The organism is Thermococcus sp. (assembly GCF_026991495.1).
In the GTDB taxonomy this organism is placed as follows: Archaea; Methanobacteriota_B; Thermococci; order Thermococcales; family Thermococcaceae; genus Thermococcus.
Window position 1 is genome coordinate 1 of sequence record NZ_JALXBJ010000070.1, and the last position, 12,714, is coordinate 12,714.

General features: G+C 56.5%; 18 protein-coding genes. 6 read left to right on the forward strand and 12 right to left on the reverse strand.

Annotated features, from left to right (window positions below; all coding sequences use genetic code 11):
* On the forward strand, positions 1-584 hold a 584-nt coding region (locus tag MVB78_RS08350), incomplete at its 5' end, for a biotin--[acetyl-CoA-carboxylase] ligase (RefSeq protein WP_297490246.1).
* Between the two features lie 56 nt (positions 585-640).
* On the opposite strand, the gene MVB78_RS08355 is transcribed toward MVB78_RS08350, so the two are convergent.
* The 6 genes from MVB78_RS08355 to MVB78_RS08380 form a co-directional block, all read right to left on the reverse strand.
* The gene (locus MVB78_RS08355; protein WP_297490248.1) at positions 641-985 is read right to left on the reverse strand and encodes a hypothetical protein; all 345 of its coding nucleotides are present in this window, start codon (positions 983-985) and stop codon (positions 641-643) included.
* A gap of 4 nt (positions 986-989) precedes the next feature.
* On the reverse strand, positions 990-1,592 hold the full coding sequence (locus MVB78_RS08360; RefSeq protein ID WP_297490251.1) for a molybdopterin-dependent oxidoreductase: 603 nt from the start codon (positions 1,590-1,592) through the stop codon (positions 990-992).
* Positions 1,593-1,596: 4 nt separating this feature from the next.
* Positions 1,597-1,878: a hypothetical protein gene (locus tag MVB78_RS08365; RefSeq protein ID WP_297490253.1), complete on the reverse strand. Its 282-nt coding sequence runs from the start codon at positions 1,876-1,878 to the stop codon at positions 1,597-1,599.
* A complete protein-coding gene (locus tag MVB78_RS08370) occupies positions 1,875-2,165 on the reverse strand; it encodes a winged helix-turn-helix domain-containing protein (protein ID WP_297490256.1) in 291 nt (96 codons plus the stop codon). Before MVB78_RS08370 ends, MVB78_RS08365 begins: the two co-directional genes overlap by 4 nt.
* A gap of 39 nt (positions 2,166-2,204) precedes the next feature.
* Positions 2,205-3,482 (reverse strand): hypothetical protein, encoded by a 1,278-nt coding sequence (locus tag MVB78_RS08375; RefSeq protein ID WP_297490258.1) that lies wholly within the window; start codon positions 3,480-3,482, stop codon positions 2,205-2,207.
* 119 nt (positions 3,483-3,601) lie between these two features.
* Entirely contained in the window at positions 3,602-3,868 is a 267-nt protein-coding gene (locus tag MVB78_RS08380) for a hypothetical protein (RefSeq protein ID WP_297490260.1), read from the reverse strand.
* A 442-nt stretch (positions 3,869-4,310) separates the two neighbouring features.
* On the opposite strand from MVB78_RS08380, the gene MVB78_RS08390 reads away from it, so the two are divergent.
* Positions 4,311-4,511: a hypothetical protein gene (locus tag MVB78_RS08390; protein ID WP_297490262.1), complete on the forward strand. Its 201-nt coding sequence runs from the start codon at positions 4,311-4,313 to the stop codon at positions 4,509-4,511.
* Positions 4,512-4,583: 72 nt separating this feature from the next.
* Here MVB78_RS08390 and MVB78_RS08395 read toward each other — a convergent pair whose 3' ends face one another.
* The 3 genes from MVB78_RS08395 to MVB78_RS08405 form a co-directional block, all read right to left on the reverse strand.
* Complete coding sequence (locus MVB78_RS08395) at positions 4,584-5,474, reverse strand: ATP-binding protein (RefSeq protein WP_297490264.1); 891 nt, start codon at positions 5,472-5,474, stop codon at positions 4,584-4,586.
* A complete protein-coding gene (locus MVB78_RS08400; RefSeq protein ID WP_297490266.1) occupies positions 5,474-6,343 on the reverse strand; it encodes an ATP-binding protein in 870 nt (289 codons plus the stop codon). Before MVB78_RS08400 ends, MVB78_RS08395 begins: the two co-directional genes overlap by 1 nt.
* An 84-nt stretch (positions 6,344-6,427) precedes the next feature.
* Positions 6,428-7,381, reverse strand: a complete 954-nt coding sequence (locus tag MVB78_RS08405; RefSeq protein WP_297490268.1) for a radical SAM protein — start codon at positions 7,379-7,381, stop codon at positions 6,428-6,430.
* Between the two features lie 91 nt (positions 7,382-7,472).
* Here MVB78_RS08405 and MVB78_RS08410 point away from each other — a divergent pair, with 91 nt between their 5' ends.
* Genes MVB78_RS08410 through MVB78_RS08425 form a run of 4 tightly spaced genes read left to right on the forward strand, consistent with a single transcriptional unit; the run spans position 7,473 to position 11,125 of the window.
* Positions 7,473-9,098 (forward strand): bifunctional aspartate transaminase/aspartate 4-decarboxylase, encoded by a 1,626-nt coding sequence (locus MVB78_RS08410; protein WP_297490280.1) that lies wholly within the window; start codon positions 7,473-7,475, stop codon positions 9,096-9,098.
* A 4-nt stretch (positions 9,099-9,102) separates the two neighbouring features.
* The gene (locus MVB78_RS08415) at positions 9,103-9,732 is read left to right on the forward strand and encodes a class I SAM-dependent methyltransferase (RefSeq protein WP_297490270.1); all 630 of its coding nucleotides are present in this window, start codon (positions 9,103-9,105) and stop codon (positions 9,730-9,732) included.
* Between the two features lie 5 nt (positions 9,733-9,737).
* Entirely contained in the window at positions 9,738-10,478 is a 741-nt protein-coding gene (locus MVB78_RS08420) for a DUF364 domain-containing protein (protein WP_297490282.1), read from the forward strand.
* Complete coding sequence (locus MVB78_RS08425; protein ID WP_297490272.1) at positions 10,475-11,125, forward strand: MBL fold metallo-hydrolase; 651 nt, start codon at positions 10,475-10,477, stop codon at positions 11,123-11,125. The genes MVB78_RS08420 and MVB78_RS08425 overlap by 4 nt, the downstream gene beginning before the upstream one ends.
* Here MVB78_RS08425 and MVB78_RS08430 read toward each other — a convergent pair.
* The 3 genes from MVB78_RS08430 to MVB78_RS08440 are packed head-to-tail and all read right to left on the reverse strand — an operon-like array spanning position 11,122 to position 12,620.
* Positions 11,122-11,670: an isoprenylcysteine carboxylmethyltransferase family protein gene (locus tag MVB78_RS08430; RefSeq protein ID WP_297490274.1), complete on the reverse strand. Its 549-nt coding sequence runs from the start codon at positions 11,668-11,670 to the stop codon at positions 11,122-11,124. The genes MVB78_RS08425 and MVB78_RS08430 overlap by 4 nt on opposite strands.
* Before the next feature lie 31 nt (positions 11,671-11,701).
* Entirely contained in the window at positions 11,702-12,235 is a 534-nt protein-coding gene (locus MVB78_RS08435; protein WP_297490276.1) for a DUF2250 domain-containing protein, read from the reverse strand.
* Positions 12,183-12,620 (reverse strand): isoprenylcysteine carboxylmethyltransferase family protein, encoded by a 438-nt coding sequence (locus MVB78_RS08440; protein WP_297490278.1) that lies wholly within the window; start codon positions 12,618-12,620, stop codon positions 12,183-12,185. The genes MVB78_RS08435 and MVB78_RS08440 overlap by 53 nt, the downstream gene beginning before the upstream one ends.
* Positions 12,621-12,714 lie beyond the last annotated feature (94 nt).

Genomic DNA, 12,714 nt, shown 5'->3' on the forward strand with positions numbered 1-12,714 from the left:
GGTGGGCTTCTCCCGAGGGCGGCCTCTGGATGAGCGTTGTCCTGAAACCGGGGAAGCCGGATCCGAGGCTCGTTTTCGTGGGGGCGCTCGCGGTGGTCGATGTTCTCGGGGAGCTCGGGGTTGAAGCCTGGGTGAAGTGGCCAAACGACGTCTGGGTGGGCAGGAGGAAGATAGCCGGGATCCTAACAGAGGCTAAGGGAGAGGAGTTCGTGGTCATGGGGATAGGGCTGAACGTGAACAACCCCCTTCCGGGGGAGCTAAAGGGGAAGGCCACCTCGATTAAAGTCCTCACCGGTAGGGAGACCCCCTTGGAGGACGTTATAAAGAGCCTCCTCAGGCACCTCGACCTGTGGTACGCGGTTTTTCTGAGGGATCCGGGGAAGGTGGTGAGGGAGGTCAGGGAGAGGATGCCGATCCTCGGAAAGGCCGTCGAGGTCGTTACGGGAGAAGAACGCTTCTCCGGTGAAGCCGCTGACCTCCTGCCGGACGGCTCGCTCCTCCTGAAGACGAAGGAGGGAGTGAGGAGGGTGCTGCAAGGAGACGTCTCCCTCAGGCTCGGTTCCACTAACGAATTAAAGAATTAAATAATTAAGCAATTGCTCAATTACCGCTCCCTCTCGGAAACCTCAGCCGCGGTGAGCTAAAGCCGGAGCTCGGCGTTGATGACAACCCAGAGGACGTAGAGCAGAAAAGCGGTGGCCGTGTAGTCCACCGTTGCTCCCAGCAAACTTCTCCCCCGGGCCTTCAGCTTGCCGGCCAACAGCTCAGCTCCAGCGTAGGAGTGGAGCAGGAACAGCGTTAGGAGCGTTAGCCTCATCGCCCGCCCGAGGTGGATGAGCTGAGCCCGGGAAAAGTTCATTATCAGAGAAGCACTTCTCGCTGTCTCGCTCGTTAGGGCGTAGCCGCTCACGAAGTAGAGGGCAGCGAAAAGGAGGAGCGGGAGAGAAGTCCACTCCACGATTTTGAGGGCCGTTTTTGACTTCAAGGGCTCACCTCCACGGATTCGCCTCGTTCTCGATGTAGGCATCGTCCGGGTAGCCAACGCTCTCCCACCTGCCCTTGAAGTCGTAGTCAACGAGCTCTACCTTCGTGAGGCCCTTTATCCACTTGTAGCCCCATCTACCCGGAACCACGAGTCTCGGCTCTATGGGCTCCCCGTTGAACTCGTAGGCGACTATTATATCCTCGTCCGCAAGGACGTCCTTAACGCGAAGGTCGGTCGTGTATCCGTCGCTCGCGTAGAGGGCAACCTTTACCGCGTTTTCCTTTACGCCGGCCCGCTGGAGGAGGTACTTGAGCGGGACGCCGGTCCACGTCCCGTTACTGAGGGGCCTGTTGGGCGCGTCAACGCAGTAGAGAACCGCATGAACCTTCCGAGAGGGCATCTCCCTGAGCTCGCTCAGCGTGATGTTGTAGGGCCTCTCCACGAGGCCTGTGATAGTGATCACCGGCCCACCGGTGGTTTTTTCGTTCGTGTTTTCCTCAGGTGTTGCAGTACTTTTTTCGGAGCTCCCTTTTCCACCGCTCCAGCCCCAGTACGTGCCGAGGGCTAAGAGGAGGAGTACGAGGAGCGCGAAGGCAAGCTTTTTCATGCCATCACATCCTCGATATCGAATAGAGCAGGCCAACCCCGAGCAGACCGCTGAGCGAGAGCAGGAGCAGTGGCCCGGCCACGGCCTTTCCGTAGCCCATCTCCGCCCAGTGGATGTAGAAGGCTATCGCCAGAACGCTCTGGGCCACGAAGACGAGGGCTATTCCAAAGAGCCTCTTTCCCAGCCGGGTGTCCTTCATACCGAGGTAGTTCCCGAGGAGCAGCAGGGCCAGGGCAAGCTCGATGAGGACAATGAGTATGTTCACCTGCCAGTAGAGTCCTATCATTCTCCCTTCACCCCTATGAGTTTTTCAATTTCATCCCAGTTCTCCTCGACCTCGCGCGCGGGAACGTAGATTGCCCCGTAGTCGTTTCCAACTCTCTCGACGAGGCCGTGCTCGAGCATGAGCTCAAGGTGGTACTTCACCGTCCTGTAGTTGAGGTTCAGCTCCTTCGCTATCCTGTGAACGTTGCAGGGTTTGTTCCTTATGAGCTTGAGTATTCTCATCCTCGTTCCTCCGCCCTTCGAGCCCATCAGTAGCCACAGAAGGGTGTTCCTGAGCTTTCTGTCCATAATTGGGGGTTGGCCTTAATCCTTAAAAAATTAAAGGAATCACGGGAAGTTGAAGGGGTCAACGACGAACCAGACGTTCTTGACCCCCTGCCCGTTTATATCTCCCCTCTTCGTGTCCTTGAAGAAGTAGTAGAGCGGGTAGCCCCTGAAGGTCGTCTGCTTGCTCCCGTCGCCCCTCGTTATCTCGCCGAAGTCGTTCGCTATCACCGAAGGCGCCACCGGGTTCTCGCGGTAGAAAATCGGCCACTTCTGGGCGCAGTCCCCGTAGCAGACGCTCTTGTTGGCGCTGTCTTTGGCGAAGTAGTAGAGGGTCATTCCCCCCTCGTCAACGAGGTAAGTCCCCACGCTGGGCTGGTAGGCTATCATGACGTCGTAGTCCCTCATAACGTACCAGACGTGCTTGACGTCCTCGCCGTTTGTATCGCCTGCCTTCTCGTCCTTGAAGAAGTAGTAGAGTGGCCACCCCTTGTAGGCTAACTGCTTGGTTCCGCCCTCTCTCGTTATGTAGCCGAAGTCGCTCTGGTTGAGCGTTGAAGGCGCTGAAACCTCTTCCGGAGCGAACACTGGCCACTTCTGGGCGCAGTCACCGTAGCACACGCTCGTCCCGTTAACATCCTTCGCGAAGTAGTAGAGGGCCATTCCCTTCGGGTCAACGAAGTAGGTTCCTATACCGTCCTTGTAGGCTATCATGAGTGTATAGTCCGGCTTCATGACGAACCATACACCCTTAACGCCTTCACCGTTTGTATCGCCCGCTTTCTCGTCCTTGAAGAAGTAGTACAGCGGCCATCCCTTGTAGGCGAGCTGTTTCTTTCCGTCCTCGCGCGTTATGACAGAGAAGTCGTCCTTGTTCAGCCCGGGCGGGAGGTTGAGCTCTTCCTCATAGAAGACGGGCCACTTCTGGGCACAGTCCCCATAGCAGGCGCTTTCCCCTGAGTTGGGCACGTCCTTGGCGAAGTAGTAGAGCGCCCTCCCGTCCTTGTCCACGAGATAATAGCCTATGCCTTCCTTGTAGGCTATGTTGACGGTGTAGACCTTGCCCTCAAGCTGGCTTCTCTGGTTCTTGTAGTCGGTGAGCTGCTTCTGGAGGTCACTTATCTGGCCCTCGTAGTTCTTGACTTTTTTCTGGAGGTCGCTGAGCTGGCTCTGGTACTGGCCCAGCTTGTCCTGAAGGGTCTTAAGCTGGTTCTCCAGTCCGTTGTACTTCTCCTGGCTCACTCTCTTGGGAGTGATGCCATAGCCGATGAGGCCTCCAACGAGAAGCCCCACCAGAAGGAATCCCCAAAGTTTTCCATCCATTTCCAACATCTCCTTCATTATGTAACACAATGCTCTTAATATATAAAAGTGTTCTTTATGATTGACACAAAAATTGGGTATAAATTAGGTATAAATGTTACATAAATGGAAACCCTTAAATAAGTGGAAGCGAAAGGTCAGCGGTGATCCTCAGTGATTTCGAAAAAGTTCGGCATTGTTGCCCTCCTTTTGGTGGTGGTTTTCCTCGGAGGGTGCATAGGTTCATCAACGGGAAAATACGGGACTTCTACGTCATCCGCATCAGCAGTTACGTCAAAGAGTTCTTCCGTCGCAACAAGCTCTTCCCAGGCCCTGAGCCCGTGGAAGGCCGATGCGGTAATAGGGAAGAAAGTTTTCTTTTGAAAGCCTCGCCCTTTAGGGCGGGGATGCAGTAAACCGCCCAACAGCCTTTAAACAGACGAAACCCTTTTAAACTTCCGCAACGCAGTAAGGCCTCGGAGAGGCCACTCGAGAACAACCCGATGAGATGAGGGGTTTCATCGTGTCCTCCCACCATTGGGGAGGAAGACGCCGGTAGGCGTCCTCTCAAAACCGCCTTCGGGCGGTTTGAAACCCATGAGTGGCCTTTAAGGCGATAACCCCGAGCCTTCCCGCTTTAGCGGGGGGTAGGGGTAACTGGCCGAAGACCCGGCCAGAGGGGTCGAAGACCCGTTTTATGTTGGGTTTTAATGGGACCCCTCAAACCTTCCCGTCATTGGCGAGGGATTAGTTCGTTGGAACCCTCAACTAAAGCGGGGAGGAGGTCAGGCGAGGAAGCACAGGCTTAGACTCCACCACACGGCGGTCTACACGGGGGCAGGCCTCTTAACCTTAGGGGTTGCCTACATGCTCCACACCGTTGGTGGAGTTCCATCAAGCCACGGAAGGTTCGGGCTGTTCACCTACTTCGTCGTCCTGACAACCCTCGCGACGGGCTTCCTCTTCAGGGCGAGAACGCTGAAGAGAAAACACCACAGGTTCACTGCAGGCCTGGCCACAGCCCTACTCCTGATCGAGCTCATCTACGGCATCTCGCTGGTCTCCTGATTTTTTTCTTTTAAGGCTGGAAGCTGCGAATGCACCTAAAAACCCCGCCTGAGGGAAATTGAGTATAAAGGGTCAGGGGAGTATCTCGCCTGAAATCCTCCCGGCGATCTCTTTTAGCGCCCTGGATGCCTTTGACTCTGGAAACATCTCGACCACTGGTTTCATCCTCACCATGCTGTCCGGGATCGCCCTGTCGTAGGGTATCTCCCCGAGAACCGGGATGCCCTCGCTTTCGGCCCACTCCCTCAGCCTTGTAAAGCCCGGATTGAGATCTGCCTTGTTGATTATCAGGTAAGCCGGCTGCCTGAAGTGCTGGACGACCTTGTAGGCACGCTGGACATCACTCAGGGAGGCAGGCGTGGGCTCGGCTATGAGTATCGTCAGATCGGCACCGCCTATGCTCGCTATCACCTGGCAGCCAATTCCAGCTGCCGAGTCAACTATCATGTGCTCTAGGTTGAGCTCTTCCATGGTCTTCTTAGCCCACTCCTTCTCCTCGGTCACGAGCTTCCCGCTCTCCGGCCTGCCAACGTCGAGCTGGGCAGATACAATTGGAAAGCCGTACTTGGTTGTGGCCTTCCTTATTACCCCTGAGCGGACTTCCTCAAGGGTTATCGTCCCGGGAACCGGACAGACGAGGCCGCAGACGTTGCAGCCCTCGCAGGTGAGCTCGTTGACGACGTAGTTGCCCTCTTCGTCTATGTAGATGCACTCGTAGGGACAGCGCTCGTAGCAGATGCCGCACCTTACGCAGCTCTCGGTGTTTATTTTGGCCACCTTCGCCCCGAAGTGCTCCCGCTCCTCCTCCCACTCCGTAACGCCGAGGAGAAGACCGAGGTTAGGGGCCTCGGCATCTGCATCCACCGCCACAAAGCGGTACTCGTCCTTGAGTAAGTAGAGGAGGGAAGCGGTTATGCTGCTCTTCCCGACGCCCCCTTTACCGCTCGCTATAGCCAGCTGCATCACTCACCACCCCCGAGGAAGTCAACAACCTTCCCGGCCAGTCCCCGGAAGACCCTCGCCTCTGGAACGTCCCAGAGAACCACCGGCTTCCCCTGAACGTAGCTCCTCACTATGTCCTCGCTGTAGGGTATTTCAGCGACCACCTCGGCCCCGTACTTTTCAGCCAGCGCATAGACCCTCCCCCTGTCGCCGAGATCGGCCCTGTTTATAACGACCCACGTCGGCATCTCCATGAGCCGGCCGAGCCTTAGAATCAGTTCCGTGTCGTGTATGCCGAGGGGAGTGGGTTCGGTTACAGCTATGAGCAACTCCGAGCCTTCTATTGCCTTTGAAACGGTGTTGCCGGTTCCGGCGGCGGTGTCAACGAGCAGCAGCTCGTGGGGAAGCGAGCGGGCCAGCTTCTTTGCCTCAACGACGAGGGGCATCGAACGCTCCTCGCCTTCCTTAAGCTTTCCAGCGACGAGGTTGAACCCGTAGGGCGTCTCGCTTACGTAGGTGTGCCCTATTACCTTAAAGGCCTCCCCGATGGCCCCTGGAACCGGGCAGACTATCTCGCAGGCCCTGCAGCCCGAGCAGAGGTTGGGCATGAGGAAGGGCGTCCCGTCCCTGAGGGTTACTATCGCGTGCTCCTCGCAGACCTCAGCGCACTTCCTGCAACGGGTGCACTTGGAGTAGTCAAAGCGGGGCATGAACTCCCTGACCGCTCTCTCGTTGGCCGGCTTGACCCCGAGGAGGAGGTGGTCGTTCGGCGCCTCGACGTCGAGATCGGCGAGGACGAGCTTAAAACTTCCGGCCAGCGCCACGGCGAGGTTTACAGCTACCGTCGATTTCCCTGTTCCCCCTTTTCCTCCGCTCACCGCTATCTGCAAGCTCTCACCCCCGGAATTAGGGAAGCCTAACCAGTTATAAGGTTTGTGCATAAGACAGAAGTCCAGGGCAGGGAAAACAGAAGATCAGGGCTTTTCCCGGCTCTTCAGTCTGCGCATATAAAAGCGCTTCCCGTTGTACTCAAGCTCTATCAGCCTGCCCTCCTTCAGGAGCTTCTCCACGACGCTCCAGTTGGCGCTTGCCTTCCTCAAAAGTTCCTTCACCGCGTCTTCTCGCATCGGGTGAACCGAGGTGACGCTCAGCAGATCCTCCTCAACGTTGCCTGTGAAGGCGAAGGCGTTGCCCTCGTAGCCTATCAGGTACTCAACGCGCCCCTCTCCGAGCTTCTCCACAAAGGCCTGGAAGGCGCGGTTTATCACCTCTTCCTTAGCTGGTCTCACCCACTCTTCAGCCGGAGGCCTTGTTGGGATCGCTATGTACGCTATATCTGGTTTAAGCTCCTCTAAGAAGTCCGCTATCCTCTCGAACTCGTCGCCGTAGTCTACGCCGTCTATGAGCATTGTCTCGGTGACGAGCTTCCCCTTAAAGGCCTTCCTGAACTCTAACATTCCATTCAGGATTTTCTCAAGGCTCAGGCTCTTGTGGGGCCTGTCTACCCTCCGCCAGATCTCTTCGCTGATGGCGTCTACCTTGAGGGAGACGAAGTCGAACTTAAGGAGGTCTTCCCTAACGTCCTCGCGCCAGATGAGGGAGGAGTTGGTGAGTATAGCGAGCGGTATCCCGAGCCCCTTCAGGAGGTCGGCCTCTCTTCCGAGGTTGATGTCGAGGGTCGGCTCGCCGTCCGGGACGAAGGTTATGTAGTCTATCCTCTCTCCCTTCCGCTCGGCTTCCTCGACCTTCTCCCTCACCTCCTCGAATATCAGCTCCGGCTCGTAGAAGGGTCTCCTCTCAAGTTCCATCCTCAGCGTCCTTCCTATCTGGCAGTAAACGCAGGCAAAGGAGCAGACCTTGTCCGGGATGTTGTTGACGCCGAGGCTTCTCCCGAGCCTGCGCGAAGGGACGGGCCCGAAGGCTATCATACCACCACCGGGGTTAGGTTCGCCTAAAGGCGTATAAGGTTTTTGAGCAAAGGTTTTATACCGGCCGCCCTACTCCAAAGAGGTGTTAGGCATGGTCGAGATCGAAGAATCCATTCTGAACGACCTTAAAAGGCTTAACGAGCTCAGTCCCTTTGAGTTCAAAGACCTTCTAATAAAACTCGCCGGTAGAAAGTCGGACAGGATCATGCTGAACGCGGGGAGGGGGAACCCCAACTTCTTGGCATTGGAACCGAGATACGCCTACATTCAGCTTGGAAAGTTCGCCTTGGACGAGGCCGAGAGGCACTTCGGTTATATGAGGCTTATCGGGGGCCACTGTGAGAGGGATGGGATAGAGGCGCGCTTCGAGGTGTTCATCAGGAACCACTGGGAGGAGAGAGGAACTAAGTTCCTGAACTCGGCGGTGAGCTATGTGAGGGACTACCTTGGCCTTTCGGCCGGGGATTTCCTCTGCGAGATGGTTCAGGGGTACCTGGGATGTGAATACCCCTCACCGCCAAGGATGCTCCCCATGGCCGAGAAGATAGTGGTCAGATACCTCCTGAAGGAGATGGGGGCCGGCTACGAGCTGGGCTATTCAATAGTCGACGAGACCCAGCTCTTCGCTGTTGAAGGGGGAACGGGGGCGATGGCCTACCTCTTCGAGTCCCTCAGGGCGAATCACATACTGAACCCCGGCGACAAGATAGCGTTGGCCGTTCCAATATTCAGCCCCTACCTTGAGATACCCAAGCTGGACACGTACAGGCTGGTGACAGTTGAGGTCAGAGCCGATCCAGAGAAGGGTTATCAGATACCGGAGGAAGAACTTGAAAAGCTCCGAGACCCCGGGATAAAGGCATTCTTTCTCGTAAACCCGGGGAATCCAACGGCAGTGAAGCTGGAGGAGGGAGTCCTCACAAAGCTCAAGGAAATCGTGGAGAGTGAGCGCGGCGACCTCGTGATAATAACCGACGACGTCTACGCGACCTTCGCCGAGGGCTTCAAATCGGTTTACTCCCTCCTGCCCCACAACACGGTACTCGTGTACTCCTTCTCCAAGTACTTCGGGGCAACCGGCTGGAGGCTTGGGGTCATAGGGCTCCACAGGGAAAACGTCCTCGATGAACTCATAGCGAACCTCCCTGAGGAAATCCAGAGGGAGCTCGACGAGAGGTACGCGCCGATATCACCGAACCCGAGGGAGCTTAAGTTCATGGACCGGCTCGTTGCAGACAGCAGGAACGTGGCTTTGAGGCATACCGCCGGCCTCTCAACGCCACAGCAGGTTCAGATGGTATTGTTCGCGCTGTACAGCCTGATGGACGAGGAGGAGAAGTACAAAAAGGCCGTGCGCCGGATTCTGAGGCGTCGCTACAGCGCCCTCTATCGCGGAATTGGCCTCAAACCAGAGGAGAACCCGAACTGCACCTACTACTACACCCTCCTCGACATGGAGGGGCTGAGCGAGAGGCTCTACGGAAAGGAATTCTCCCGCTGGTTCATGGAGAACTTCCCGCCCGAGGAGTTCATAATAAGGCTCGCTAAGGAAGCGGGTGTCGTCCTCCTGCCGGGAAAGGGCTTCGAGGTTCCTCATCCTTCAGCAAGGGTTTCGCTGGCGAACCTTCGCGAGGTGGACTACCTCACGATAGGAAGGACGATAAGGAGAATCCTCGATGAGTACTACGGGGAGTTCACGAAGGGAAAGCGGGGCTGAGGCTATGCCGAAGATAGGGCCCTTCGAGAAGCATCGCGACCGCTATGAAAACTGGTTCGAGAGGCACCGCTACGCTTACCTTTCCGAGCTTGAGGCAGTTAGGAAACTCTTGCCGAAGGAGGGCAGAGGTGCCGAGATAGGCGTTGGAACTGGTCGCTTTGCGGCACCGCTCGGGATAAAGCTCGGCGTCGAGCCCTCTAAAGCGATGGCGGAGATAGCGAGGAAGAGGGGCATAGAGGCCATCGAAGGCGTTGCCGAAAACCTCCCCTTCCCGGATGAGAGCCTCGATTACCTTTTGATGGTCACGACTATTTGCTTCGTTGACGACCCCGAGAAGGCTTTAAAGGAAGCCTACCGCGTGCTGAAGCCGGGTGGGGCTTTGATAATGGGCTTCGTTGACAGGGACAGCCCAATCGGAAGGTATTATGAAGAGCACAGGGAGGAGAGCGTCTTTTACAGGGAAGCGAGGTTCTTCTCGACGGAGGAACTCCTCGAACTGCTCAGAAAAGTCGGCTTCAAAAAGTTCAAGATAGTCCAAACGCTGTTCCATAGGCTTGACGAAGTGAAAGAGGTCGAACCCGTTAAGCCCGGCTACGGTAAGGGGAGCTTCGTCGTTATAAAGGCCGTGAAGTGATGGGTATGCTGCTCTCGGGGATAAAGAAAAAGGCCCTTAAACTTGCCGAGGGCCTTGAGCTGGTGGATTTCGGCTTTGCTTTGCCGTACACGTGGGTTTTAGCTGAAGGGCCGGAGGGGAAGGCCTTAGGGGTTGCCATGACCCTCCCTGAGGAAGTGCAGAGATACAGAAACTCGGTAAGCGAGCCCTCACTTAGGGCCTTCATCGAGAGGGCCGACAGCCTGAACGTAGTAGAGAGAACCCTCGGGTTAGCTGCGATAAACGCGGTCTCGCAGTATTACATCGACCTGAGCGACGCTGAGTGGGTTGACGTGCTTGAGCTTCTGCCCGAAAACGCGGGGAAAATCGCTCTGATAGGCAACATGCCCCCTCTGGCTAAGGCGCTGCGCGAGAAGAACCTCGAAGTTTTTGTCTTCGAGAGGAACGCCAAGCTCTGGGACAAGGACACCTACAGCGACGCCCTTGAGTACCACCTCCTGCCGGAGATGGACGCAGTTATAGCGAGCGCAAGCTGTCTCGTCAACGGAACCATTGATATGCTCATTGACAGGGCGAAAAAAGCTGAACTCTTCGTCCTCACAGGCCCGACGGGCCAGCTTTTGCCCGAGTTCCTGAAGGGGACGGGCGTTACCCATCTGGCTTCGATGAAAGTGGTTGACATCGAGAGGGCCATCCTAGGCCTCAAGCTCGGTTCGTTCAAGGGGTTCGAGGAGGGGAACAGGAAGTACGTGGTGAGGGTTGGATGAGACTCACAATCCTCAACGACAACGTGCCCTCGAAAGGCCTCCTCAACGACTGGGGATGGAGCGTCTTAGCTGAAGGAAAGCGCCGCTTCCTCTTCGACGCCGATACGAGGGGGGAAGTTTTAGCCCACAACTCAAAAGTCTTAGGAGTTTCTCTCGAAAACCTCGACTTCGCCGTTTTGAGCCACTGGCACTACGACCACTACGGTGGCTTTGAGTACATAGCGGAGCTTAATCCCGGGCTTAGCCTCTACGCCCCTCCCGGCGGGAGGATTGAGGGGTTAAAAGTCGTGGAGATCCACAGCGCGGGTGAGATATCAGAAGAAATCTGGACTTCCGGGGCTTTAGACGGCTTTGAGCACGCCGTTGGCGTTGAAACTCCTTCCGGCTTAACCGCCATCGTCGGCTGCTCCCACCCCGGAGCTGACAGGCTTACCAAGGCCATACTCAAAGTTTTCGGCTACGAGAAAGCTCACCTCGTCATCGGAGGCTTCCACTATCCATCGCGTAGAACGCTTGAGAGGCTCGCCGGGATGGCCGAGTTCATAGCTCCAGCACACTGCTCCGGCGATGAGGCAAAGGCCTACGTGAGAAAAAACTACCCGGAGAAGTTCGTGGAAGTGAGAACGGGGAGCGTCCTTGAGGTTTAATCTTCTCCAGTGGAATCGGTTCCCATCTGCTTCAAGGCTTTAAGACCCTCCCACAGGCACTTGACTGAGGGATTGAATGGAGGCCTCCCCTCCAAAAACCTGCAGTAGTCCTCCCCGAATTCCCTCAGCGTTTCCCTCTCCTCGATGGCGAGGATGAAGTAGAGGGCCGAGAAGGAGTACCAGCCGGCTAACAGGATGGCGTAGACGCTTGAGGTGATGAAAGCCAGCCCCCAGCCGAAGAAAATCGAGCCGAACTGGGCAGGATGCCTCATGCAGGAGTATACTCCAGCCGTTACAAGCCTCTCGGGTTTTCTGATGCCCTTCCTTATGTCGAAGTGACCGTACCTCTTTAGCGTCTTCCCCGCGAGGGCGTTGAGGAGGAGGCCGTAGACCATCAGGAAGAGGCCGAACGGAACGGTGAACCATCTGACCCTACCGGGGGGCTTTTCCCCAGTGTAAATGCCCACTAAAACTATCACCGCCCACCATGAGAACCAGAAGGCAAACTTTGGGGCGAACTCGCTCCTCAACGGTTTTACCTCCACAGGACTCTTGGGACTACCCCTATAAAACGTTTCACCCGCCCCCGAGGAACTCCACCAGCAACTTAAAGAACGCCGTTTTTCTCCCGGCCGGTGTTATGAAGCGGTGAAGGAGGAGCTCTTCCCTTATTTTGTCGCCCCTGAAATCCTTCGGGAGCTCGTTGAAGCTTTTAACCCCTGCCAGAGCCCTAACAACTTTCCATCCATCCTGAAACAGCGAGTTAAAATAATTCCTCAGCCAATTCTCGTCGATTGACCGGACGAAGAGTTCTCCCTCGCGCGAGAGCCTGTAGTATGTGTGGTGCTTGTGAACCTCGAAGGCCTTCTTAAACCTCGCCCTGCTCCTCTTTATCGCGCTCCCGGAGTCCCTCTGCACCAGTCCGGCTTCCATAAGTTCCCTTACCGCGTCCTCTATGAGGGGAGGCGGAAGCTCGCTCATCTTCGCCATCATCTTGGCGTAGTCAACACCGGCCTTCCTGAGATGGACTAAGACGTAGAGGTGAACCGGGAGGAACTCAAGGCCTCGGAATGAAGCGGGGCGTTCTTTCCGCATACTTCCGCCACTCATCGCCGAACCTCTCCTCAAGGGCCCTCTCCTCCTCGCCTATAAACTCCCCCACCGAGAGCCAGTAGACAACCGGCAGGAGGAGCATGAAGCCGCCGATCACGAGCGAAAAGCCCGGAAGGATTAGAAGGCCCCATATTGAGTATATCGGGTGCCTGACCCTTGAGTAGCAACCCCTCTTCAGGAGCTCACCCTTAGTGTATGCCCTCGAAACCTGGAGGTAGCAGACTAACCAGAGGGCCAGGCCAGAAACGAGGAGGAAAAGACCGGGAAGAGGGAAGGCACGGGGCCTGCCGAACCCTGCGTTCAGCTGACCTCCTCCCCGCCTTGAAAGGCGAGGGTTCCAACGGTTTAACCCCTCGCCAAGGGCGGTTCGGTTTACGGGCACTCATCCACCTACTCCCGTTACCGGTTTCGGTTCAGCCCGAAGGCACGGTCTCGTGCCCGTTACCCCTACCGCAAAGCGGATTGGGGCTATTGCC